We start from the raw sequence: 24,422 nt of genomic DNA, 5'->3' as shown, positions 1-24,422 counted from the left end.
AAAAAGCGATCTCTCTTAATGAAGAATCGCTTCTGATAGTTCTATAAGTTTTTAATGATATTTTCAATTTGGGTATGAACCTTATTATTACATACTCCCCCGTGGTAGCAAATTACAGATTCAATATCGTACCTTAAAAATTTATCTAAAGAAGAAATCGCAGTGTCCATATCGAGTGTTGTTTGCTCAACGGGTCCTCTTAGATTCCCATCTATACAAATCATTGCATCAGCAGCAACAAGAACTCTACTTTTTTTCAAATAAAGGCTAATATGTCCAGGGGTATGTCCAGGAGTAAATAGAACTTTTATCCCACCGAAATAGGGTAGTTCTTGACCGTCCGATAAAGTAGTATCAATTTTAGCTTTTGGAGGATTTTTACAAAGTTCAAGCATTATTCTTGATTGGTCCTCTGGTAGAGAGTCCAAAATCTTAGCCATACTTTTAGGGTTCGTTTTAATAAGAGAAATTTCCCCTTCTATGTATGGCTTATCAAGTTCATGAGCGAATACTTCAATACTTCCTTTAGTTGCCTTTATGATTTCTGGCACACTTCCAATATGGTCAATATCTTGATGTGTTAATATAACTGCTTTTAATTTATCTAATGATAAACCTATTCTGTCCATTGCTGAGATTATTTGCTTATATTGTCCTGGCATTCCTGTATCTATCAAAATAGCTTCTTTATCATCCCAGAGAAGCGTCGGGTGTATGACTGCTTTCCCTCCAAACGCTTCAGCTTCTAACTCAAGCATTTCAACTCCATTAGCTATTCTCATTAAATTCCCTCCAAAATTATTAATTAATTGCATATCTAAATAACTGTTTAGTTTAATTTACCAATTAACTAAGGAGGTTTCAATAACAAATATTTAATCATAACACATAAAATATTTTTTGTCAATATTTTTATTTGTTGCACTATAGAACTATCCTGCCCCGATAGTTGCATAAAGAAAAAGCTGCCTTAAAGACAGCTCCGATCTTTAGCTAACGCACCCGTTAGAAAAGCGAAACTTCTTCAAGAATCGCGCCCTTTAATGGAATAACTGATAAGCTCTATTGGTCGGTATTGTGGGACAAGAAAACATATTATTTACTACATAACACCTAAAAGGGGGTAATCAACCGCAACAACATATCCACCTTCGGAATCCGGTAGTCATCAATCCCGTTCGAATTGATGACCATGATACCAGAAAGGATTGTCAGATAATAGGCGATAAGCTCTCTGGGATCATCTGCTACCAATTCTCCGACTTGCTGACCCTCTTGAAATAAAGGAAGCAGTACATCAATAAAACTATCCATCGAATACAGTTCAAGCAACTGCTTCACCTTCTCAGGCACACCGTCTGACGTACGCGCTTGGTGGATAAGCATGAAGTATGGAGCGCCGCTTTCGTCGAGAATTTCCGTTGTCAACGCCCTGATTTTTTCAATCGTTGTACCTGGCAGTTTATATACGCTTCGTATGGCCTCCTCTGTTTCAGCCATTGCCTCTTCAACGAGCGACACGAACAATTCGTCTTTCGATTTGAAGTAATGATAAAGCAGCCCCTTGCTGATGCCTGCGGTTTCTGCTATCATACTCATCTTTGCACTTATGATACCTTTACGGGCAAAAACCTGGATGGCCGCCGAATTAATTTGCTCTCTTCGTTCATCGCGTATTTGATGCAATTGATCGTCGTTTAATGGTGCCAATGTTGAGCGCTCCTCCATAAGACAATATAGTTATTTTACAGTATATCAAATAGATCTTTAAATTCGCTAATGCTACTGCTCAAACGGCGTTTCCGAGAATCGCGGTAGCATTTCTTCCAAAATCGCCTCGACGGATCGTTCGTCTTCCACCTTAATCATAGAGAGTAGGCTCATGCCTTCATCCGAAGAGGATAGAACTTGGACCGCCGTCTGTGGGTTGAAGATGTGACGGGGTGATATAGATAACGTATTCACACCCCAGTAGAGCCCGTAAAGTCGCCAATCAGGCTTGCTTGTAGCTTGCTTGAGAAACAGCTCCATATATTCCCGGCTGAAGGCATTCCCCATGTTTGAATCCGTGCCTTTATATTCGACGCCTTCCCACCGAAGATCAGCCGTACAGTTCAGCCAGAAGGCCGGCTCAATTGCTTCTTTAATTCGACGAAGCACGCCTTGCTCCCAATCAAACCGGTCTTCCCCACGTCGTTCCAGCAAACAAGCCTCCAGTATTTCGGCTGCCATCGCAACCACGGTCATACCTTGGCCGAAGATCGGATCGTAGATACAGTAAGCATCTCCCAAAACCAGTAAGCCTGCAGGCCAACGGGACATCTGTTCGTAACGATGGCAGTACAATTCTGGAACACGGAACCCTCTGGGAGAGGTGATCGGATCAAAGTCGTGTACGATTTCCGATATGATCGGACTTGGAAGTTGCTCCAAGGCCAGCTCGAATTCGGCTGCATCCGTTGGAGGATATTTCCCTCCTGGACGGTAAAGCAACACTTCAGCAGTCTGGTCTTCGATAAAGGAGAATACGCCCGTGTAAGTACCGCTGGCAGGCTGCCCCTGGAGGTTGATGACATCCCATTTATCAATCAAATGAGTCAAATGAGAAGGCACTTTATAACGTCGGGTACTGTACCCAAGGAAAACTTTTAGCAGATCTGGTTCTGGAACCTTGTAATTCAAATCCTTAAGCCATCCCGAAAGTTTCGAGGAACGTCCGCTTGTATCAATAACCAGATCAGCTGTCAGGGCTTCCTCGTGCTTGGAGTGATCGCGACCTCTAACTTGAACGCCAGTAACAGCTGTCCGATCAGGGGTCGTTAATAGCCCAATCACGTTGTGCTTGGATAGAAAGCGCACGTTTGGAATAGCCTTAACTCGTTGGCGAATGACCCACTCCAGAACAGCTCGACTGAATTTAAGATCGTTCCGGTCATACTTCATTTCTAAACTCCCGTGCTGGTTCATGAAAAAAACGTCTTTGTTCAGAGATGAAGGGGTACCTTGCTCTACCAAGTCATGCTCAAATCCCGGAAAGAGGCGTTCAGTGATCGTTTTCCCACGAGTGGTGAAGCGATGCGGATGGAATGCCTGTGGAGTCCCAGAACGGACGTCTGGCCCTGATGGAAAATCATCTTTCTCAACAATTAGTACCTCGTCGTAATGATTGGAGAGTATACGTGCAGTCATTAATCCTCCCATACCTCCACCAATGACGATGGCCTTACCTTTATTAAAAAAAGTTGTCATGATATCCCACTCCTTATTTTTGACTGACTCAGTCAGTCAATTTATGTTATTATATGGCTGCCCTTAATTCGTTGACAACAGTTTTTTTATACTATACTAATAAGATCATCGCAAAGGACTTGGTAACTAAAGTCTTTGAAACATTATCGGGACCTGTAGCCAGCATTACTTCTGATAAGGCCCTCCCTTTTTTGCTATCTATACTCTTTAAGCATAGCTGCCCTTTAACCTAAATATTCCAAATAAAAAAACTGCCAAAATGACAGCTTTTTTCTTAAACTAAGAAGTTGATAGTTCAACAAGCCTTGTTCCATAATCTGGCCCAATTGTTGAATAAAGATCAAACAGCGACTCTTCAACTAAACTGCCCCTTTAGTTCATTAAGCAAAAAGGCCACCAAATGGCAGCCCCAGATCTCAACTACCGAACCTCATAGTTGAAGAATTTTCTATTTGGAATTTATGTAATAAACCAGATTATCAGTCCATTCACCAAATTCAAAAATAAATCCTTTTCTTATGCATTCAAACTCCATTCCTACATTCTCTGCTAACTTATAAGAAGGTGTGTTATCAACGTTTATATGAGCCTCAATTCGGTGGAAATTCAAGTCTTTAAAGGCGATATTAAGGGCTTCTTTTACTGCCTCTTTACAGTAACCATTTCTCCAATATTGATTATGTATAGTGTAACCTATCCTACCCCATTGAAAGTCATTTCTCTCTAAGGTGGAGAAGTCTATCGTTCCAAGATGTGTACCGTCTTCTTTCCTAAAGACACCAAAAACATATGCTATATCATTCACTGCTAATTCTTGATGTTTTTCCACTAAGTTGGTAAACCATTCCTCTGTACATTCACTCATATCAATCTTCCCTTGATCATACCTGTGTTGAGATGGAAGCCAATTTTTAAAATCATCTTCTTTTAATGGTCTTATTACTAATCTTTCCGTTTCTGAAATGCAGTCAAATTTGTTCAAATAAAACAACCTTTCTATTTAGGTCTTTTCTTAACTCTTAAAATCTCTCCATTTCAAAAAAAATCCAATTATTAACTATTCGCCTTAATAGTAATAATCCCTTTTTGCAACGTATTCAATCTTCAACTAACCTGCCCCTTTAGTTCCATAAGAAAAAGCTGCCTTAAAGACAGCTCTGATCTTCAGCTAACGCATCGTTCATTAGGGATAAAACCTCATCCTCCTGTTAAAATCTCTATAAAAATAATGGTAAAAACAAAAGCTATCAAAGAAAGTAAAACTCTATTAAATAAATGAATAGGCATTAGACGTTCCTTTAGCTTAAAGTATCCATTTAACACGACGATTAGTATAGCAAAATGAATAATCATTGCTATTAAATCAGTGTAAGTAAAGGGCTTGCTTATGTAACTATCTGAGTAAAACCCTGTTAGGATTATTACAGTAAAAAGAATAAATTGGATTCCAAAATATTTAATAAGATTCAATCTGCATAAGCTCCTTCTCAATTTCACATTGTGTTTCACCATTATTGTAGCTGTAAGAAATAACTTTGGGAAACAGTACATATCGAGAAAACTTCTTCAACTAACCTGCCCCTATAGTTGCATAAGAAAAGAGCTGCCTTATAGACAGCTCTGATCTCAACTAACGCACCCGTTGTGGAATAAGAAATATTACGTATTAGACCTATACTGTACAAGAAAAAGGGAGATAAATATATCGGGGAAGTTATTATCCCTAATTCCCACCAATAATTCTTACTACATCAGTAAAATCAAAAATTTTAGATGAAATATCAGATAATCCAAATGATATGTATACAAGACTTATGGCAATTACACCTAAGAGTACCAATAAACTAATTTTAAAATACATGTCGAATTTATTTCCCATTAGTTTCCTCCAACTTTTTAGACCAATTATACAAGTTTATTAATTTGTATCGCATAAATTTTCTTTTCGTAGTACATCAAATGTTACTTCTAGGGCAGGTTCTAAAATTAAATTTGTTTGAAATAAGGTTCCATCCATTTCAAAAATAATTGCTCTACTCATTGAAAGTTCGTAACGATTATTGCTAATGAAGCCCATACAAGAAAAAGGATTGCAGTAAGATGCGGGGATACCTCCTCTTGGATAGCTTTTATTAATGAAAATATAAAACTATATCCAAAAATGAAAAATAAAATTACATATAAGAAAAACAATATATACATTCCTTTCTAAAAATAGGCTACTGAACTTTGTCTTACGACCCAGAATATTTTACCATATATTTTTCAACTCTTTCCCACTGAACAAGTAAAAATCCACACTAGAGTCATTTAACAATTCCATAACACAATGTTACAATAACACAAATTTATAGTGTGAATTTTGAGTACACTCATAGTAGACAATTAAGAATGCTAATTTAAGTGGATTTTGTTTGTAAAATTTAAGTTGTATAATTCCCTTGATCCATTTTTAAATTTCAGATGTACTTTATCTGACATAAAAACACCCCTTTAGAGGATATTATCCAAAGGGGTAAAACGGTGTAACTTTATTATAAACATCGTGACCTTATTTCAAAGTCACATCATTTTCCCTTTAATTCAGCTAAATAGTGTCTTACGGCACTTTCAACAAGTTCATAAACCGTCCTATCATGAATGATTGCTTGTATTTTTAGTTCCTTCATAAGTTCAACATCCATATCGAATGAAGAACGTTTTCTTATAACATTGGTTCGTTCTATGGTTGGTGCTGATTGTTCGTTCGCTTGTTTGACCTGTTCTTTACCACGTTTTATGCTAACGTTAGAACGTTGGTTGGTATCGTTAATAGGTTCTTTATTTACATTAGTTGAAACGTTCGCCTTTGCTTTTCCTGCTGTTGCAAAGTCATAAATAAGCTGCTCTTGTACCGTTTCCTCGTCACCTTCACCAACGAAATACCAGCCTTTTTCGCCTGAATTTCTATACTCATAACCAGCTTTTTTCAATGCTTTTCTTAGTAATTTTTCTGAAAGATGAACATCAGCCTTTTTGGCAATATTCGCTGGTGTATCAGTTTTAATTAACTCCAAGATTTCCCCGATTTTCATTTAGTGCGCTCACGGGAAAACCAATACTTTGTTTTGATATTTCGATAAGTCCCAATGTCTTTGATCAGATCGGCAATAAGATCATAACCGCAATATGTGTGCCTCATCGTGCTAAATTCATCTAATGTGACATAATCATCACTCTTTAATTCAACGTGACACTCTCCACAACAAATCGCCATATCAACACCTCCAAAAAGTATATTGATATATTCGTCGAAACTTGGTGGCTATCCTTCTTTCGTACAAAAAAACAGGTCTATTGACGGTCCTTTAATGTTTGTTAGTTTTTCAAAGTTATCTGGACCTAATTGTACGAAGACACAAAGATAAGTACATTGGGGACATGAATTTGAGTACATAGAGTTATTAATCCACTCAAAACCGCACCAATTCAATCTCTAAACTGTTTTGAGATACAAAATCGAGTACATTATAAACAATACAGTCATACAAATTTATCTGTAAACAAAAAGGGGAAGGCAATATCTATACCCTCCCCTTTTTCGAACAACATATATTATTATTCACTTTTCTTAGCTCGTGAGAATAAAGGTCTCTCCCACCATGATTCAGGGAGTTTTTTTATTACTTTCACAAAAACATCTACTGTATAATCTTCTTCATCCGTAGTAGGATAGTGTACAATATCAACTACTTCGCACAATTTTAAACCTACCTGAACTTTTTCACCAATTCGCACATATAGATTGTTATAAGAATAACTATTTATATTTTCTTTAATTTCTCCTAATTGACCTTCAATATATTTAACTAACATTTTATAGCACCCTTCTCTTTTTACTCATCTTATTTTCAGTATTGATTTTCCTCTTCTAAAGCCACTTTCCTTCACACTTTTTTGAAAATTACTCCATTTATTCTAAAATAAACTTATCTTTCTGTTGCTTTGGAATAAAGTTTGATCAAAATGGATTCTTTTCCAACAGATTTAAGTTTCGATTTTATAAAAAAGTTTGATCATTTTCTACCTGTGTTGCTCTACAATCGCTCCCTATTGTGGAAGATCATTTCTATATTGATCGTTATTAAAGACACGCGCCTTTTTTGACAAATAGGAAACTTTACTTCTTACTAGAATGCAAAATATTAAGACATTCCTTCAGAACAGCTTCATTATTAAAAATAATGAGATGAAGTTTTTTTCTAGCTCTAGTTACCATCTGAAAAAGCATTTTTGTTGGATGGTAATAAGGCTCAGATCTCCATCCCTGAGTAGATAGCTTACTATCTTGTCCATAGAAAAAATGTTGATCTAAAACAGCAACTACCTTATCAAACTCCTGACCAATAATTTGATGTGAACTTTCGTCTCCACCAATGTGAAATTCATCATATGGGTTACTAGAATATCTAGTAGGAGTGAAATTTATTATTTTCCACCCCTGACTTTTAAGTATTTCCATTTCTTTTATTACACCACGAGAAGTTGTAAAGTATGAGACATCAATATTAGGATACTCTTGATTTGGATTTCGACTGCGTAAATTAAACAAATTTTTTATAAATGATGCTATTTCTTGGTTAGTTCTAATTTTCTCTGTTAATTTGAAATGTTTAGGAGAAACTTGCTCCTTAATATATTGAGGTATATTTCTCTTGATTTCCCAACTAGCAAGACATTGCTGAAAATCATACGAGAAAATGTACATTGCATTGGTTTCCTTAGCCTTTAATAATATTTCATCTATTTCATCCGTACCTATTCGTTGAGTTTCATCTAAAATTATAAGGTCATAATCATTAAAATTATAATTTTTAAGATAATGGCTTTGTGTAATTTTCCATGAATAATTATTTTTTAGTTTTATGTGGCCATTATTTAAAGCACCACAGTGAAAAATGAGAACCCTTTTTGACCTATTACGATATTCCTTCGCAATATCATAAATTAAAAGGGTTTTTCCAGTGCCTGCGTTCCCTTCAATCGAGATAAAGCATGGTTCAGTTTCCCTATTTAACTTTAAAATACTTTTTTTTATGTTCTCTTGATGGTCAGTTAAAAAATACTTATTATTAATAAATTTTTCAGTTGAATTAAAGGGTGAAACTAAGTAATTCGAAGGGTCGAAATGCTTATGTATATCTTCAATTTCAATTAACTTTTGTTCCCAAAGTTCAGATATTAAAAAAGAAATTTCAACTTCAGTCAGCTTTTCACTTTCATCTAAGTAAAATAACTTCTTCTCCTCAGCAACATACGTGAAATTCAGTACCTTTTTATCTAAGAATCCAAGGTAATATTTATTTTTTATGAGCTGCTCCTTGATCTTATCTCCAGTATCCTCTTTTTTTAGTTCAATATTAATAATATTATTATCTCCAAATCTTAAGAGATCGAATTCCTTTCCTATCTGATTTATTGTGTAACCTACATAAAATCTTTCTAGAATATTAACCTCTTTTATCTTACCTAGAAGCTCTGTCACTAGTGATCTTAAATCCTCTAATTCGCTCTTTTTAATCTTGATGTCAAAATGGCTAATATACGAATTGAAGACTTCCGGTGTTAAATTTCTATTTGCATTTAGTAATGATAATAAATTTATGGGTTTCAACGTATTTTTTCCTTTCAATTTGGTGTTACCTAAAGGTTATCGGCAAGGTTTAAACCTTGCTTCATCTTCAGGTAGATTTACACTAACATTTTCCTTTATATGGGTAACTAATCTCATAGCCATGTACTTTTACCCAAGGTAAATTTTATCAATCTTTTTTATAAATTATCGAACTTTTTTACAAATTATCAAACTTTATTTTAAATCAACATTAGTCAATGCCAGGAGATGATAACAAACAAAAAAAGGCCTGGTATTCCAGACCTCTTTCATAATCACATCCGATGCGTGAATCAACTACCTTTTGGATTTATCTTTTATAGTTTTTGCTATTGCTAAAAAAATGATGGTGTTAATATAGAAGTAGCTATTAGAAAAAATTATAGGAGTGAAGGATAATGAGTGTACATAAAGCCCTTACGTTACATGCTCAAAAACAAAATCTACTTTTTACTGAATTTTCCCTATTAGACCAACAACGTGAAGATTATATTCAAGAAGCTATAGAATTATGTAAGGCTGAAAAGGATTTTACAACAGACCATATTAATCAAATCACTATGCAAATCAATGTTCTTGCAAACCAAAGGCTAATACCTACTCGTAAATTAGTTACCCCAGAAATGGTTCATTCATATGTGGAGTCATTAAAGTAAAATAATTTACTGATCTCTTAGTCGTAAGAAAAAGCACCGAATATCGGTGTTAACCCTCGACCTCCTAATCAAATATTAAAGATAATTTATAACCCCCAGAAATGAGGGTTCTTTTCTTTTGAGCATGATCTCGCTCATTTCTTTTCCTTCTTTTCCATTTTATGCAGGATGATAGAGCAAATAATCGTATAGACTGCCAATATCAAAAAATAATAACCTGGATAATCCTCATATTTTTCAATCGCTGAAAATGTATATATTGCATAAAGCACAATTGGAATAAACAATAATAATCGGAGTTTCCACAAATACTTGCCAAACATGACAACCCCTCCTTAAACGCCAATAATTGCGTTGTACTGCGTTTAAACACATTAAATACATAAGCCCTTCCGAATAATATTAGAACACCATGGCGGTACGTTTAAATGGGTCGTTTTCATTTAAAATGTGTTGCTTTATAAAAAAGTTTGATCAAAAATAATCTATAAACCTTGATTTATTAACCTTCATAATATTAGTTTTTGAAAAAAAGATTGATCAAAACTTTAGGTTAGCTATATTTTAGAACACGCATTTTAAAATAACGTTTGATCAAAAATGTTATAGAAACCTTGATTTAAATATTCTCATGAAAAAGAAGGTTGTATTTTAATCAAACTTTTTTCAAAACGGTTCGACTTTTTTATAAACGGTTAAACTTTATTTTAAATCAACACTTTCTATTGAACTATTCTGCCCCGATAGTTCTATAAGGAAAAGCTGCCTTAAAGACAGCTCCGATCTTCAGCTAAAGCACCCGTTAGTTCTATAAGAAAAAGAGCTGCCTAAGCAACTCCCTTATTGAAGTAACGTACATTTGAACAATATTATACTATTTTTTCACTTTACTTCACTTTTATAGCTTTCAATGAACTTTGATGGTTCTACAAAGAATAAATCTCTTATATCTGAAACTGGGTTAGTTTTAACATAGTTAGATACTATGTTTAGAGCAAAAGAATATCCAGCAAAATAAGGTATACCTTTCTTAGGGTTTCCAAAACACAACCTGCCCTTTATTTTATCGTCAGCCGTTTTTAGGAATTCTTTACATTCACTCCAATAGGCGAACTCTACTGCCTCAGTAAAGCTATCTTTCCACCATCTCTTATCCGGGTATAATGAAAGGCTAAAAAATTCAGCTGTCCCCTCCATCTTATACCATTCTTCTAATGTAAATGTATCTAAAGTTAAATTATAAATTGGATTTTCTGGACTGGCGTGATGGGTTTCGTGAGCTAACAAATATTGTAGGAAATCAAGATCTGGTTGAGGAGGAATGGCGATAATGATGTTACCAGGACTGTTTGTAAATCCGTTTGTCCAAATAGCTTGGTCGTAGTTTTGAAACCAAGGAAAAGGGAGTGCAGGTAAGATAGTAACTTTTATTTCATCAAATTTAAGATGTTTAGATACGGTTAGAAAAGTTTGTTCAACTACTTCATCAATATAGTTCTTATCCCATTCGTAAGACAATATTTCTTCATTGGATAAGTCTTTCAATTTAAATAATTGAAACCGTTGTGCTATTTGTTCCCATTCCGTCATCCAGTAATTTTTATTTACTAAATTTCTTAATTTTCCCTTTAAGAATTCATCCAAACGATGTTGGTTTGACAAGATTTCGCTTGGAGTAATTTGTTTTATTTCGAGCATACTTTAAAATCCTCCGTACATTCTTTATTTCAATTCTTATAGTAAAGCACCTTTTAGTCTAATATCTAAATATCTTAGTTTAAAGTAGTGTTCTAATATTATCCCATCCATATACAAGTTCATTGAGTTTCTTCCCAGAAATGTTAACCTCAATGGTGTCAATTTTTTTACCCCCAAGAGTCTCGTAAAAAAGACGAGAACTATTATCTTCAAGCACTAGGACTATCATTGAAAAAAATTTTTTTTGTTGTAGTTCTTCAATTATTGGTTTAACCAATAATTTTCCTAACCCATTTCCTTGATACTCTTTTAAAATATAAATAGCATATAATTCACCAGTGTAATCAGAGTATTTTCCAGATCTTTCTTTACCACCAGATGAAAAGCCAACAATTTTCCCTTCCTCATTTTCTGCTACAAATACATCACTATTTGGAATGTTCCCTTTCCATACTTGCTCTCGTCCTTCATAAGCCAAATTATTTAAGTATTCGTCTGGAATGATATTTGCATATGTGGTTTTCCAACTATCAACATGTACTTTAGCTATCCCTTTGGCATCGGTTAACACAGCTTTTCTTATCCTCATTAAAACACCTCTTTTTTTCTATATTTTAACATTTTCATTTTTACTAATATATAATTTTGAAATTCTTTCCTTATGCAACTAACCTGCCCCGTTAGTGCCATAAAAAAAAAGCTGCCTCAGCAACCTTCCTTATTGAAGTAAAGCACCCGTTAGTTCATTAAGATTAGCTTATTATTTATTCATCCTCATCAATCTCATCTACAAAATCAGAATTCGATACAATAAATTCTTTTAAGTTAGAAGCTAATTCTTCTAATTCTTCGGTTTCGTGATACCAAATATATATTTTGTCATCCATTACCGTATCAACAATCCGAAAACATAATTTGTCCCCTGTACCATCTTCCCCAATTGATATTAGGTCATCTGCCATGCCTTCATCTCTCACATCTTGATTTTGTCTTACAACATCATCCCAGGTTCTCTTTAAGTTTTTGGAGTCCTTAATAGGAAACAGAGTCCATTCATCAATCTGAGCATTGTTAGATAGTTTAAAAAGTTCTTTGTATTGTTCTGGAAAAACAACCCCTAATTTTTCTTCTGCTGATTTTATATCTAAATCCGTAACTCCAGGTTTTCTTGTGTCAATCAAATCGATTACATCATTCATTTAAAACGTACCATCCCTTCACATTCTTTTACATAAAACTTCGTGATTTATATTCAAAAACCTTCTTCAACTATCCTGCCCCGATAGTTCCACAAGAAAAGGATTCAAATAGGTTAGTTTAACCTGTTACCACGGTTACTTTTGGTTCTTCACAAGAAATAACATCAATCGTGTGATTTAAGCAGGGAAACTGATAATGGATGTAATTTTCAGAGAGACATAAATCTTCTCGTTCATTCGTGGCTATTTTTATAAAATCCAAATACCTTGACTTGGTATATAACCGAAATAGCTCTCCTTTTGATATTTCAGAGTTATCTATATAATATGAAAAACATTCATCGATAACAGAATATGAAATATATGATTCAAATTCTAATTGAACCATAGGTAAATCTTTGTTGATCGTGCTTCTATTTATAAGCAATCGTAATGAATTTTCTTTGGGTTCTATTTTTTCCAAATAAATATACCCCTTCTCTTGCATCAATTGATTAAAATTCACTTCATTATCACTCATTTCTTAATTTGACTATTTAAATTATACTTCATTTCCCAGTCGTCTTATTGAACTATCCTGCCTTGATAGTTCCATAAGAAAAAGCTGCCTTAAAGACAGCTTGATTTAAAGCTAACGCACCCGTTAGTTCAACAAGATTTTTTTATTTATGTTCTTTAATTGGCATAAAATTAGAAGGGGTTAATTCTTCAGACTCAATTACAATTGCAGTTAGTCCAGTGGCAGTTGCTGTTTCGTGTCCTTCACCTTTTTCCCAAAAGACCACATCATTAGCTTTTATATTTACTTTTAATTGATCATTACCACGGACCCATCCTTCCCCATCTACAACAATGAGTAATTGTGGAATAACAGCTTGATGGAAACCTACAATTCCGTTAGCTTCTAAATGCATACAACCAATTTGTGTAGGTTTTTCTGTTTTTACAATTCGAGACATAATGAAATTTGAATTAAAATGAGAAATATTTTTCCCTACTTCTTTGTCAAATCTATAAAATTCCAAAAAGATTAACCCCCTCTTTTTACTTTCTACTTTGTAAATACTACGTACTTAATTAATAGTCCTGTTTAAAATTTATTCTTAAACTAACCTGCCCCGTTAGTTCCATAAGAAAAAGCTGCCTTAAAGACAGCCCCGATCTTCAGCTAACGCACCCGTTAGTTTAAGTACAATACTTCACAAACAAAAAGCAGATGCCTGGTTAAAGCATCGTTAAGACCTAAAGTAATTAATACTTCTTCTCAGATATTGCTTTTCTCGCTATTTCTTTATCATCAAAATGAATTGTTTTATCTTTAAATTTTTGATAGGTCTCATGACCTTTTCCAGCTATTATAACAACATCATTTGAAGTAGCCTCTTTGATAGCTTTATATATAGCTTCTTCTCGATCAGCGAGTAATTCATATTGTAATGAATTAGACTTTTTAATTCCTTTTTCTATGTCATTCATAATTTTAATAGGGTCTTCTGAACGTGGATTATCAGAAGTAACAAAAACATTGTTACTGTATCTGCTAGCGATTTCTCCCATAATTGGTCGTTTTCCTTTATCTCTATCCCCACCACAACCAAAAACAGTAATTACTTTTCCTTTTGTGAATTCTTTAATTGATTTTAATACGTTTTCTAAAGCATCTGGTGTATGAGCATAGTCAACTAAAACAAGATAATCTTGTCCTTCATCCACTATTTCCATCCTGCCACTTATACTTGTTAACAAGGAAAGACTACTTTTAATATTCTCAAGGGGTATTCCTTCAATTAACGCTGCTGTTATACCAGCTAATGCATTATAAACATTAACCCCCCCTACTAATTGTAGGTGTATTTCAATTTCTCCTTTAAAAGTATTAAGGAAAAACCGAATTCCTTGCGATGTCATGGTGATATTTTTTGCAGAAACATCAGCTTCATTGTTGATTCCGTAAGTAATAACTTCCACTGCTGATAATTTACGAAAATGTTCAAAACTTGGGTCATCTGCATTTAGGACAGCATATTTTTCATCTTTAGATTTAAATGTATTTCCGAGCCTAGAGAATAGAAGCCCTTTTGTATTCCTATATTGTTCCATTGTGCCGTGATAATCTATGTGATCTTGAGTAAGGTTTGTAAATATGGCTGTTCTAAAGTTACACCCCATTACACGCTTCATGTCTAACCCTTGGGATGTAACTTCCATAACACAATATTCCGTGTTGTGTTCCCTCATTTTCCGGAGGTTTCTTTGTAAAATTGGGGGTTCCTGTGTATTTATATCTGTGGGATACATGATTCCGTTAATCTGAATGCCGTTATTACCCATCAGACCAGTTTTAAGTCCGTAATCAGTAAAAATTTTTTCAATAATGTAAGAGGTAGTGGTTTTGCCGTTCGTTCCTGTTATTCCAATAAGTTTCATCTCATGTGAAGGATGATTATAAAAATTCGAAGTAATAACAGCCATTGCATGCCTTGCATCTTTAACAAATATCTTTGGTACATCAATATCAACATCACGTTCGACTAAAAGGGCTACTGCACCATTCCTAATGGCATCTTTAGCATAATGGTGTCTATCTTCAAGAAATCCCTTAATGGCTGGTACACAGATAAACAAATTCCCCTTTTCCACTTTCCTTGAGTCCATTTGTAATCCTGTAATTTCGACATCCATATTCCCTTCTATTTCTTTGACCATAAAAAGGTCAGTTATCTCTTTTAACTTCAAGTTAGAACCCCTCTCAATTAATATGTTTATAAACTTTTATTGGAAATTTGTGCAATTTGTTCTTATATTCTACATTCTTATGCAACTAACCTGCCCCGTTAGTGCCATAAGAAAAACCTGCCTTAAAGACAGCTCCGATCTTTAGCAATGCCCTCGTTGGTTGAAGATTGCAACATTATTTCCAACCATCAACATTTGAGAAAGTCTCATAATCACATCCAGTGATATACTGAAACTCTTTTCCTGTAAGCCTTTCATATGCTTCAGTTGCTATGGAAAGCAATGGTTCGAATGTATTCTCCTTAGGCATAAGTGCAGGGTATTCTAGAACCGCATTGAAAAAGCCTTCTCCTTTAGCAATTACTTCACACCGAAGGTATAAAAACACATCAGGTGAGAAGTAATCATCCTTGTTTTTACTGTATGAATATTCGCCTATGTTTTTTGCGTGTTCCTTTGTGTCTAATAAATAAAGTTTGTAGGACATGGCTTCTTCAAATTGCTTAATATTCCTTACTCCCATTTTCTCAAGCTCTCTAACAGCCACTTCTATAACTTCATCCTCATCATTAACTGACTCCCAATCTAGAAGAGATATTATGTACCAAAAGGATTCATCTGTCATCATCTTCCTTGGTTTCTGCGGTTTTTCCATTAGTTGTTCAATCTTTCGCTCTTCCTCTAGTATTTCTTTCTCAAAGTTATCTCTGTCATTGATCCAACGCCACTCATAAAAGGCTTCCATACCTGTTGTTTCATCCCAGGTGCCACCATAATTACTTAGTCTCATTTTTTTAGTCCCTTGAATGTTCCCAATGTAAAAAAAAATTCCAGGAATTTTACCATCAAACCAACAAATTGCAGGGGCGTTTTCAAAATAAAAACGGTTTTGCAGGAGAGTTTTACTTAAAACATTATTTTCAATCATTGGGATGGTCTCCCCTATATATGGGGTGGTAGCAAGAAGATAAGAGTTTCGATCACAGTTAACAATTCTTAATGCTCCATATCTCCCATCAGGGAGTTTTACCGCATATACATCCCCAATTGATACTTTTTGTTTTTTTATCTTTTTTTGATTCTCCAATTACTCTTCCTCCTGATTTACAAAAGATGAATTATATGAAGTAACAAATGTTTATAAGAATCTTGATATGTTTATATCCATAGGTATATATTTCACCATTTAATTGGGGATTCCTTGTTGGCCTAAACTGCCCCGTTAGTGCAATAAGAAAAAGCCACCAAGTATGGCAGCTGGATCTTAAACCCTTGCAGTCATAAACTAATACATAATAATTCAAAACCAATCAGGTATTTTAGTATAAGATGCTTCGAGCTGATTTAAATCGTATCCAAGTTTTTTAAAGTGATTAATCTTTTCTTCCCTTGTTAAAAATAAAAGGTTGTCTGGTTTTTGATAAGATGGCACTAGCATTTTATCGAAATAGTTCCCGTCTACATTTTCATTCCAGGGTCTTATTCCATTTAGAGCTTCTGCCAGTTCTTTTAAAGAGCTATCTGAATAGGTTTTACGTGTTATTCGACGTACATAATTTTTTGGTTGCCCCTTGATTACTTCTTCAAACTGAACAATAGCATTTTTGTTTCCGATTATTTTCCAAGTGTGATTATCCAGGGATTCTGAGGAAATAGGTAATATCGAAACAACAGTTTTATTTATAATATTATCAATTTCTTCTATTTCATTAGAGACCAACTCGAACAAACAACCAATCGGCAATCCAAGTTCATTCTTTTTTATTATCTGACCAAAGCTATAAGAACTGTTGCTTAATGGGATGAAAAAAATACCCCCTACAACCCATTTTTGTTTTTTAGGTCTTTTAAAATTTTTTGCTAACTCATTTACCTTGGCTAATTCGGATTTGTTGATTTCAAAACCAATCAATTCATTAATTATGTTTGCTACCTCAACTATCACATCACCTTTTATTGACGTTATAAAAATGCCGTTAGTTTCATAATCAATCTTTAATTTTTTAAAAGACGACTCCATTTTATCTTTTAAAGTTTTCTTTATGTACTTAGCTGCTTCGTGACTGGTTTCTAATCCGAACAATTCTGCAAGGTCTTCATTTATAAAAAAATCGCTCAAACTAGCATTAGGAAAATAAATTGTTATTACCCCGACCTTGACTTCCAAGTAAAACAATCCTTTCTACTTTAAACTCATATTTCTTACATATTCGCTTTGTTTATAAGATAATCCTTGTTCAACTGAACTGCCCCGTTAGTGCCATAAGAAAAGCTGTCTTAAAGACAGCTCCGATCTTCAGCTAACGCACCCGTTATTTTTAAAAGAAAAGCGAAGAAGATTCCTCAAACCATATAGGTTGGTGACCTTTCAAATCCTCGCATACTTTTCAGCCAATTTCATAATCTCATTTGCAACAACCACTTCAGTGCCAGAAAGTCCCACGGAACAAAACAATGTAACATCATTGATTGAAGTTCTGCCCGGTGTTTTTCCAGTTACGATGTCCGAAAGCTGTATAATATTCTGTTCATAAGGAGTATTGGCTAAGAAGTGAGGTGTTGAATAGGCACGTAACTGTTCAAGGGAGTCTGTACTAATTACGGAGCTTTTACCAGCTACTTCTATGGGCAACTCATGTCCATTCATCGATTTTGGTCCTACAGTATTGATATGTACACCCGGTTTTAACCAATCCGCATCAATCACTGGTGAACGACTATTTGTAGCACAGATGATGATATCTGCCTTCTCCACACACTTTTTGGGTGAATCCATAGGAATTACATCCAAATCAAGTTTTTCAGACATTTCTTCGGCAAACTTCTTTCGATTTATATCATTACGACTGTAAACCAGAACCTTTTTAATATCACGAATAGCTATAGCTGCTTCTAACTGAGTACGAGCTTGTATACCTGTTAACTTAGGAAGTGGAGGAAAAAAAACTATCTTTAAATGTTGTTTTGTATTAGCGATACATCGCTTAGCAACCGAAAGAAACATTCCACTTCCTAATATGTTAATGATAGATACACCTATGAAGAATATTAGCGAACGGGAGAACGAGGATATTTTTAAAGGATTTTATAAATTTTTATATAAATTGTTTGAAAATGAACTTATAGATACTCAATTAATATTAGTAGACAAAGAGTATTTTGCTCCTCCTGAAGACGTTAGCAATATTATTGTGAAAAGTAAACATATGACTCCTGATAATCCAAAGTACCCTCCCTTAATTACATATTACATTTAAAAAGGACATTAATATTAAGTTTTATATAATATTTCTAGTTTAAAATAAATTAAGGATTAATGTAATGAATTATATTCCACTTCTAAAAAGACCTTTGTTCAAATAGAGCAAAGGTAATTTTTTTGACGAGTTTCTTCTATTATATAGAACTATTTTGAAAGTCTCTTTCATATTCTTTAACCAGCTTATAAAAAGTCGTCTTTTTAACGCCTAATTCTCCCCTAGCCTTCACAGCTGTTATCTCTCCCGATTTCCATCGATTATAGACATGTTTAAACTCTTCTGTTACAGTAGCTTTCGGTCGGCCGAAGGGTACACCGTTTTGCAAAGCCACATCAATTCCTTCACGCTGCCGTTTTCTGATGCGGTCCCGTTCCTCTTCTGCCATCCAGGATAGGATTTGTAAAACAAGATCTGCGATGAAGGTCCCTAAACTATCTTTATATTGAGTGGTGTCCAACAAAGGCATATCCATCACCACGATATCTGCTTGAATATTTTTTGTGATGTCATTCCACTCCTGGAGAATCTCTTCTTTATTTCTTCCAAAGCGATCTAATGAATGAATGTAAAGGACGTCTCCTTTTCGAATCATGCGTTTTAATAATTGATATTGAACACGGTCAAAATTTTTTCCACTTTGTTTATCTATAAAGATATCTCGTTCATTGAGACCATTTTCTAACATGGCCTGAAGTTGTCGTCCTTCATTTTGATCTTTGCTACTCACTCTTATGTATCCAAATTTACGGACATCCATTTTTTTACTCCTTCATCTACTTTTCTCTCTCTTATTCTATCAAAAGCGTTCGTAAAAGTGTATGCAAAATAAAGAACGTTCGTAAATGTCTTCCTAACTTTTACGAACGTTAAAACGAGAGATTTTTATAGAAAAAATACCCGTTCGTAAAAGTGTACTTTTGCGAACAGCAGTAACAATGCTATACCGCCCATTCCAGAATATACGCTAAGAGAATTCCAATCGAAAAAGTCGATCTCTAGAACTAATTGCACCCGTTAGTTGAACAAGGGTATTTTTTTCTAAAGTATGATAATGCTTTTCTATACCGGAATGAATTTGAATATGTATTGGTCTCGGTCAGTTATCTGATGGCATATTTAATTTTATGGTTATAACAAATTAGTCCGTAAATTTATTTTATTTAAATAAAGGGTCCTTTAATTCTACAAGGGTCACAAACGGCCCCTTTGGGATGTCTTATAAAACTTATATTCTACCGAGGTCGTTTAAAATAAATAAAACTTTTATAGGAATTCTTCCGACAGCTCAGATTTCTCCAATATTTTTGAACTAGTACGGATAGTTTTCAGTAAACACATTTTATTATTACAAGGAATAAACCATGGTTCCAAATAATAATACGGATAATAACCTAATACAATCTAATTTATATTGAACAGAGGTCTCCAAAACCTTCGGTGTGGATTCCTTACTGTCCTTGCCAATATATATGGCGGAATAGCCCAGTGTTAAACAGGTCTGCAAAACCCATCGGTTCGATCCCGATTGCCGCCTCTAAAATACACCTCCTACTGTTCCAGAGATGTATTTTCACTTTTATAGTTTTATTTACCACTCATAATCAGGATTAAATTCTTGCGGCTCCATTTCTGCTTCTTTATATGTAACGGGTTTTTCATTTGGAAACGTGACAGTTATTTCCGTTTTTTCTTTATTTAATTCTAAGGTTAGAAAAGAAGTCTTGTTCGATTCTTTGTTAGATATTATACCAGTTAGTTTTGATCCAGTTGATTCTGGTAACTGGAAATGCTTTAGGATTTTCCCTTTTCCCTTTTTCGGGATTTTTTCCAGTATAAACTTGGATCTATCCTCCCCACCGTCACCATCACTTTTGATAAGTATATAAGATTCATCGTTCATCCAACCTCCATATATATGATACTTGGTGCTTCGTAAGATGGCACATTGTCTTGTGGTTTAGACTTTTGCACCTCATTTCCCTCTCGTACATCTACCCTTTCAGGTTTGATGACCATTTCCTGTTCGTTGTCACAAGCAGCGAGACCCCATATAACCAGGAATCCTACTGTGATTTTTTTAAAAGTAAACAAATTTTTTCCTCCTAAAAGTGAATAACTGACTTTAATTCTTCTTATCTATTTATTTTGGATTATAATTCCATTATAACTCCCACTAAATTTCCAGTAAATCAATTACTTGAAGGAAATCAACTTTATTGTGTTTATAAAATGCAAAAAAAAGCGTATTATATACGCTTTTTTAAAGTCCTGAATACCTGTAAACAATGATTGGTATTTTCATCTTTTGATTTTTTAGCTCTTCTGATTCTAAAAATCCCCTAATAGGATTTTCAATTTTTCATTCCAAGTCGTTTACTATCCGGATAGAGAACGGCATAGTGGTTTAATAATTAAAGTAGTAAATCAAATCACGGATTTCAAAACAAACTTGTGCTGTGAAGCGGTTGGAGGCGTGCTTTCGGATCCATATAAGCCTTTGCGTTGTTAACGGCAGTAGGTGCTTCACCAAAACCACTTGCGATTAGCTTCACTTTCCCTTCATATGTACAAATATCTCCTGCAGCATATATTCCCGCAATGTTTGTTTCCATTTTGCTATTTACGACAATAGAATTTTTCTCGATTTCTAGGCCCCAGGTTTTGATGGGTCCTAATGAAGAAACAAATCCATAGTTCACAATAACATGATCAACATCTATTATTTCTTTACGATTGCCTTTTACTTCTTCTAAAACTACTTGCTCAATTCTTTCACCACCAGTTAATTCCTTTGGAATGAAAGGAGTGCGTACGTCCACTTTTGAGTTATAAAGATTTTCAATACTATGTTCATGAGCACGGAACTTATCTCGCCTATGAACTAGTGATACTTTTTCGGCAATCGGTTCAAGCATAAGAGCCCAGTCCACTGCTGAATCTCCGCCTCCACATACAAGTACTCTTTGTCCAGCAAATGTATTCAGGTCATTTATAAAATAATGGAGGTTACTTTTCTCAAAATGAGCAGCTTCCTCAAGTTCAATTTTTCGAGGTTGAAATGCACCGTTTCCAGCAGTAATCACAATCGTTTTTGAAAAATGCACTTCATTGTTTGTTGTTAATTTAAATACCCCATCTACTTGTTTTTCAACCGTTTCTACAGCTTGTTCAAGGCAGATTGTGGATTCAAACTTAGCCATTTGCTCCTTTAAATTGTTAATTAATTCTTGTGCTCGGACCTTAGGGAATCCAGCAACATCATAAATGTACTTTTCAGGATATAATGCTGTAAGTTGCCCACCAAGTTGTGGCAAGCTTTCAATTATTTTTACACTCGCTTGACGCATTCCACCATAGAAAGCAGTAAACAATCCTACAGGTCCACCACCTATGATTGTTATATCGTATACTTTAGTATCTTCTTTCACACATATCCCCCCATTTAAAAAGTATCTTGATTAAATCTCAGTAACAATAAGGAACCGTACTCCACCAATTCAACCGTTGGATTCACAAAAGGCACCTGTTTTCAGCAGGTGCCTTTTTTATTACATCACCAATTTATAAGTATCTGTTATTCAACTTCCGTACCGATTGACTCTAAAACGTAATTGTAAAATCGGGAAACATGATGTTCAATCGGAACTAATATTCCACCATCTCTGTATGCTTTTGATCCCATGTTTTCTTGACACCATTGACAAGCTTCAAAATCCTGCTCATTTACACGATGGAATAATTCAACTGCGTCCAGTGGATTAAAATCTGGTTTGGCCATTTCTTCTGGATCAAATAGCCAATCACAAATCACAATCGATCGATCCGTACTAATCGGAATGATCCGGTGAGTTATCACATGATCCGGCGTTAAGTTGATGAATACATGAGGAATAATGGTCATTCCATAATAGATACGATCATCTTCAGGAAGCAACCCTTTTAACATTGGCCGAGATCCTTTTCCACTTATGGAGAAAGCCTCCAAATTTTCATTGAATTCTGCCCCTATACCGACTGCGTTTTGTGTTCCAATTCCTGTTTTGAATTCAGGAAGTGCCGCTGTCAGTTCAGGGTGAATGGCAGAGCAATGGTAACATTCCTGGAAGTTTTCTACAATGATCTTCCAGTTTGCTTTCACATCATACTCTTTGCGATGAGCGACTCTTAGATTTTGAATTTGATATCTACCAAATGTCTCAAGCTCACCGAAACGATCAAAAATTTGTGTGTCTAATTGTTGTTCAACCGGCATTGGATTTTCAGAAAAGTTCAGCCAGATCATACCATGCCATGTTTGAAGGTGCACTTCTTCTAAACCGTAGCTATCATTATTTATTAACTCTTCACGACATTCACTCGATTTGGGTACTCCAAGTAAGGAACCGTCAAGTCCATAACTCCAAGAATGATATGGACATCGGATAATCCCTGTCTTTCCAGAAGAGTCGCTGCAGAGTGTTGCTCCACGATGACGACATACATTTAAGAAAGCTCGCAGCACACGGTCTTTTCCCCTAACAATCAGAATATTTTCGCCTTCAACCTTCGTTGTAATGTACTGGCCTGGCTCCGCTACCTCATACTCATAGCCAACGAAAAGCCAAGATTTCGCAAAAATATTCTTTTTTTCTAGTTCAAAAACTTCCGGGGATGTATAAAATTCTCCTTTTAAGGTAGATCTGACTTTCCCTTTATCATTTAAGATACTCTGATCCATTGCCATCTATTATTCCTCCTTGGTCCTTTTGGAATCATGTAACGTCAGTCTGACACAAGGTGTTTTATTATTGTCAAAAACTTACTGATAGGCAAAACGCTGCGGGCTGAATAAATCAATGGGGTGATTTGTTTTTCCATCTATCACTAAATCCGCTAATATTTCCCCTACAACACTTGCAAACTTAAATCCATGTCCAGAAAATCCAGCTGCAACTGCCACTTGCGGATGATTGGGATGTGCAGAAATTACAAAATGTTCGTCCGGTGTGTTTGTATACATACATGTTTTTCCTTGTAAAAAGCGACCGTTTAATTGTGGAATGCCTTGGGCCAGATACTCTCTCATCATATCCACTTCATCGCTATGCACGTTTCGATCAATAGTTTCTGGTGTACATGGTTTTCCCTTACGGAAAAAGGCGACTTTTGCTCCTTCTGCACCTATTCCTACAGAAGGGAAACCATATAATTGCACATTGTCATCTGCTTCCCATATATAAATCGGTTGATTTCCAACACGGAACGGCTCAATTCCTCTTGTTGGCTCAAAGAACATTTGAATATGACGCTCTACTTGTAAGTTTACCCCTAAGTCTTTCAAAATTTGTGGTGCCCAGGCTCCTGCAGAAATGACCACTTTTCCAGCTTCGTATGTCCCGTTATTTGTTACAACACGGACACCTTCACCAGAAGGATGTGCTTCCCACGATTGAACAGATTCGAAGAATCGAAGGTCGGCACCATGCTTCTCTGCATGAAGAAGATGGGTGTATACACTACGTTCTGGTCTGACAAATCCAGCCTTTTCTTCGTATAATGCGATTGTGTTAGGTGATGGGTTAAACACCGGGAAACGTCCGCGAATATCAGTTGCCTCCAGCACTTCGTAAGCAAGGTCCCACTGTTTCGAACTTTTAATACTACCGGATACAGTTAAACTATCTGGAGGACCCATCATTAATCCTCCCGTAACCGTCATAATCTCTTCTCCGCTTTCTCGCTTAATCTCATCCCATAATTCATAGGCACGAAGTAATAATGGAACATAAGCTGGATCTTCAAAATAAGATTGTCGAATGATCCGTGATCCGCCGTGACTGGATCCTTGATCATGTGCTGGACCAAACTGCTCAAGCCCAAGCACACGTTGACCTCTCTTTGCTAATTGATAAGCAGCTGTACTGCCCATGGCCCCTAAACCGATAACAATAACATCATAATGTGTTGTCATATATAAACCTCCTGGCTGTTT

24 protein-coding genes are annotated in these 24,422 nt (G+C 35.2%); 1 reads left to right on the top strand and 23 read right to left on the bottom strand.

Translation table 11 applies throughout. The features are described 5' to 3' along the window. Positions 1-41: 41 nt before the first annotated feature. The 7 genes from NYE65_RS26580 to NYE65_RS26550 all read right to left on the bottom strand — a co-directional run bounded on the left by NYE65_RS26580 (position 42) and on the right by NYE65_RS26550 (position 8,902). Positions 42-782 (bottom strand): MBL fold metallo-hydrolase, encoded by a 741-nt coding sequence (locus tag NYE65_RS26580; RefSeq protein ID WP_340860596.1) that lies wholly within the window; start codon positions 780-782, stop codon positions 42-44. Between the two features lie 331 nt (positions 783-1,113). Beyond that, positions 1,114-1,710 (bottom strand): TetR/AcrR family transcriptional regulator, encoded by a 597-nt coding sequence (locus tag NYE65_RS26575; RefSeq protein WP_264640789.1) that lies wholly within the window; start codon positions 1,708-1,710, stop codon positions 1,114-1,116. A 72-nt stretch (positions 1,711-1,782) separates the two neighbouring features. Beyond that, entirely contained in the window at positions 1,783-3,249 is a 1,467-nt protein-coding gene (locus NYE65_RS26570; RefSeq protein ID WP_328178708.1) for an FAD-dependent oxidoreductase, read from the bottom strand. A gap of 448 nt (positions 3,250-3,697) precedes the next feature. Continuing rightward, positions 3,698-4,231, bottom strand: coding sequence for a GNAT family N-acetyltransferase (locus tag NYE65_RS26565; protein WP_340862264.1), 534 nt, complete (start codon positions 4,229-4,231; stop codon positions 3,698-3,700). A gap of 1,585 nt (positions 4,232-5,816) precedes the next feature. Further along, positions 5,817-6,323: a hypothetical protein gene (locus NYE65_RS26560; RefSeq protein ID WP_328176485.1), complete on the bottom strand. Its 507-nt coding sequence runs from the start codon at positions 6,321-6,323 to the stop codon at positions 5,817-5,819. A gap of 523 nt (positions 6,324-6,846) precedes the next feature. Beyond that, positions 6,847-7,104, bottom strand: coding sequence for a hypothetical protein (locus NYE65_RS26555; protein ID WP_328176484.1), 258 nt, complete (start codon positions 7,102-7,104; stop codon positions 6,847-6,849). Between the two features lie 304 nt (positions 7,105-7,408). Continuing rightward, a complete protein-coding gene (locus NYE65_RS26550) occupies positions 7,409-8,902 on the bottom strand; it encodes an ATP-binding protein (protein ID WP_340862262.1) in 1,494 nt (497 codons plus the stop codon). A gap of 398 nt (positions 8,903-9,300) precedes the next feature. On the opposite strand from NYE65_RS26550, the gene NYE65_RS26545 reads away from it, so the two are divergent. Next, positions 9,301-9,558, top strand: coding sequence for a DUF2533 family protein (locus tag NYE65_RS26545; protein ID WP_328176482.1), 258 nt, complete (start codon positions 9,301-9,303; stop codon positions 9,556-9,558). 134 nt (positions 9,559-9,692) lie between these two features. On the opposite strand, the gene NYE65_RS26540 is transcribed toward NYE65_RS26545, so the two are convergent. The 16 genes from NYE65_RS26540 to solA form a co-directional block, all read right to left on the bottom strand. After that, positions 9,693-9,881 (bottom strand): hypothetical protein, encoded by a 189-nt coding sequence (locus NYE65_RS26540; RefSeq protein ID WP_328176481.1) that lies wholly within the window; start codon positions 9,879-9,881, stop codon positions 9,693-9,695. A 559-nt stretch (positions 9,882-10,440) separates the two neighbouring features. Beyond that, positions 10,441-11,256: a DUF2268 domain-containing putative Zn-dependent protease gene (locus tag NYE65_RS26535; protein WP_340862261.1), complete on the bottom strand. Its 816-nt coding sequence runs from the start codon at positions 11,254-11,256 to the stop codon at positions 10,441-10,443. A 79-nt stretch (positions 11,257-11,335) separates the two neighbouring features. Then, positions 11,336-11,845 (bottom strand): GNAT family N-acetyltransferase, encoded by a 510-nt coding sequence (locus NYE65_RS26530; protein WP_340862260.1) that lies wholly within the window; start codon positions 11,843-11,845, stop codon positions 11,336-11,338. Positions 11,846-12,020: 175 nt separating this feature from the next. Continuing rightward, positions 12,021-12,455, bottom strand: coding sequence for an SMI1/KNR4 family protein (locus tag NYE65_RS26525; RefSeq protein ID WP_340862259.1), 435 nt, complete (start codon positions 12,453-12,455; stop codon positions 12,021-12,023). Positions 12,456-12,573: 118 nt separating this feature from the next. Next, complete coding sequence (locus NYE65_RS26520; protein ID WP_340862257.1) at positions 12,574-12,918, bottom strand: hypothetical protein; 345 nt, start codon at positions 12,916-12,918, stop codon at positions 12,574-12,576. A gap of 199 nt (positions 12,919-13,117) precedes the next feature. Beyond that, positions 13,118-13,480: a cupin gene (locus NYE65_RS26515; protein ID WP_340862256.1), complete on the bottom strand. Its 363-nt coding sequence runs from the start codon at positions 13,478-13,480 to the stop codon at positions 13,118-13,120. Positions 13,481-13,706: 226 nt separating this feature from the next. Further along, positions 13,707-15,191, bottom strand: coding sequence for a UDP-N-acetylmuramoyl-L-alanyl-D-glutamate--2,6-diaminopimelate ligase (locus NYE65_RS26510; protein WP_340862255.1), 1,485 nt, complete (start codon positions 15,189-15,191; stop codon positions 13,707-13,709). A 175-nt stretch (positions 15,192-15,366) separates the two neighbouring features. Further along, entirely contained in the window at positions 15,367-16,278 is a 912-nt protein-coding gene (locus tag NYE65_RS26505; RefSeq protein ID WP_340862254.1) for a DUF4240 domain-containing protein, read from the bottom strand. Positions 16,279-16,491: 213 nt separating this feature from the next. Then, the gene (locus tag NYE65_RS26500) at positions 16,492-17,358 is read right to left on the bottom strand and encodes an Imm26 family immunity protein (protein ID WP_340862253.1); all 867 of its coding nucleotides are present in this window, start codon (positions 17,356-17,358) and stop codon (positions 16,492-16,494) included. Positions 17,359-17,559: 201 nt separating this feature from the next. Then, entirely contained in the window at positions 17,560-18,195 is a 636-nt protein-coding gene (locus NYE65_RS26495) for a hypothetical protein (protein ID WP_340862252.1), read from the bottom strand. 392 nt (positions 18,196-18,587) lie between these two features. Continuing rightward, a complete protein-coding gene (locus tag NYE65_RS26490) occupies positions 18,588-19,208 on the bottom strand; it encodes a recombinase family protein (protein ID WP_340862251.1) in 621 nt (206 codons plus the stop codon). Positions 19,209-20,039: 831 nt separating this feature from the next. Continuing rightward, a complete protein-coding gene (locus NYE65_RS26485) occupies positions 20,040-20,351 on the bottom strand; it encodes a hypothetical protein (RefSeq protein ID WP_340862250.1) in 312 nt (103 codons plus the stop codon). Next, positions 20,348-20,542 carry a hypothetical protein gene (locus tag NYE65_RS26480; RefSeq protein ID WP_340862249.1) on the bottom strand — a complete coding sequence of 65 codons (195 nt, stop codon included), beginning with the start codon at positions 20,540-20,542 and terminating at the stop codon, positions 20,348-20,350. Before NYE65_RS26480 ends, NYE65_RS26485 begins: the two co-directional genes overlap by 4 nt. Positions 20,543-20,889: 347 nt before the next feature. Beyond that, positions 20,890-21,879: a ferredoxin--NADP reductase 2 gene (gene yumC / locus NYE65_RS26475; protein ID WP_340862248.1), complete on the bottom strand. Its 990-nt coding sequence runs from the start codon at positions 21,877-21,879 to the stop codon at positions 20,890-20,892. 146 nt (positions 21,880-22,025) lie between these two features. Continuing rightward, the gene (locus NYE65_RS26470) at positions 22,026-23,174 is read right to left on the bottom strand and encodes an aromatic ring-hydroxylating oxygenase subunit alpha (protein WP_340862247.1); all 1,149 of its coding nucleotides are present in this window, start codon (positions 23,172-23,174) and stop codon (positions 22,026-22,028) included. A gap of 75 nt (positions 23,175-23,249) precedes the next feature. Next, a complete protein-coding gene (gene solA, locus NYE65_RS26465) occupies positions 23,250-24,401 on the bottom strand; it encodes an N-methyl-L-tryptophan oxidase (protein ID WP_340862246.1) in 1,152 nt (383 codons plus the stop codon). Between the last annotated feature and the right edge of the window lie 21 nt (positions 24,402-24,422).

The sequence above is a fragment of the Peribacillus sp. FSL R5-0717 genome (assembly GCF_038002945.1).
Classification (GTDB): domain Bacteria; phylum Bacillota; class Bacilli; order Bacillales; family DSM-1321; genus Peribacillus; species Peribacillus frigoritolerans.
The sequence above is the reverse complement of the archived record's forward strand: the minus strand, read 5'-3'. Positions and strand labels throughout refer to the sequence as shown.

What these genes read in the sequence shown, in the direction of transcription:
- NYE65_RS26580 (WP_340860596.1), bottom strand. Translation starts at nt 782, where the DNA reads ATGAGAATAGCTAATGGAGTTGAAATGCTTGAGTTAGAAGCTGAAGCG.
- NYE65_RS26570 (WP_328178708.1), bottom strand. Translation starts at nt 3,249, where the DNA reads ATGACAACTTTTTTTAATAAAGGTAAGGCCATCGTCATTGGTGGAGGT.
- NYE65_RS26560 (WP_328176485.1), bottom strand. Translation starts at nt 6,323, where the DNA reads ATGAAAATCGGGGAAATCTTGGAGTTAATTAAAACTGATACACCAGCG.
- NYE65_RS26555 (WP_328176484.1), bottom strand. Translation starts at nt 7,104, where the DNA reads ATGTTAGTTAAATATATTGAAGGTCAATTAGGAGAAATTAAAGAAAAT.
- NYE65_RS26545 (WP_328176482.1), top strand. Translation starts at nt 9,301, where the DNA reads ATGAGTGTACATAAAGCCCTTACGTTACATGCTCAAAAACAAAATCTA.
- NYE65_RS26540 (WP_328176481.1), bottom strand. Translation starts at nt 9,881, where the DNA reads ATGTTTGGCAAGTATTTGTGGAAACTCCGATTATTATTGTTTATTCCA.
- NYE65_RS26535 (WP_340862261.1), bottom strand. Translation starts at nt 11,256, where the DNA reads ATGCTCGAAATAAAACAAATTACTCCAAGCGAAATCTTGTCAAACCAA.
- NYE65_RS26530 (WP_340862260.1), bottom strand. Translation starts at nt 11,845, where the DNA reads ATGAGGATAAGAAAAGCTGTGTTAACCGATGCCAAAGGGATAGCTAAA.
- NYE65_RS26525 (WP_340862259.1), bottom strand. Translation starts at nt 12,455, where the DNA reads ATGAATGATGTAATCGATTTGATTGACACAAGAAAACCTGGAGTTACG.
- NYE65_RS26495 (WP_340862252.1), bottom strand. Translation starts at nt 18,195, where the DNA reads ATGTTTCTTTCGGTTGCTAAGCGATGTATCGCTAATACAAAACAACAT.
- NYE65_RS26490 (WP_340862251.1), bottom strand. Translation starts at nt 19,208, where the DNA reads ATGGATGTCCGTAAATTTGGATACATAAGAGTGAGTAGCAAAGATCAA.
- NYE65_RS26485 (WP_340862250.1), bottom strand. Translation starts at nt 20,351, where the DNA reads ATGAACGATGAATCTTATATACTTATCAAAAGTGATGGTGACGGTGGG.
- NYE65_RS26470 (WP_340862247.1), bottom strand. Translation starts at nt 23,174, where the DNA reads ATGGCAATGGATCAGAGTATCTTAAATGATAAAGGGAAAGTCAGATCT.
- solA (WP_340862246.1), bottom strand. Translation starts at nt 24,401, where the DNA reads ATGACAACACATTATGATGTTATTGTTATCGGTTTAGGGGCCATGGGC.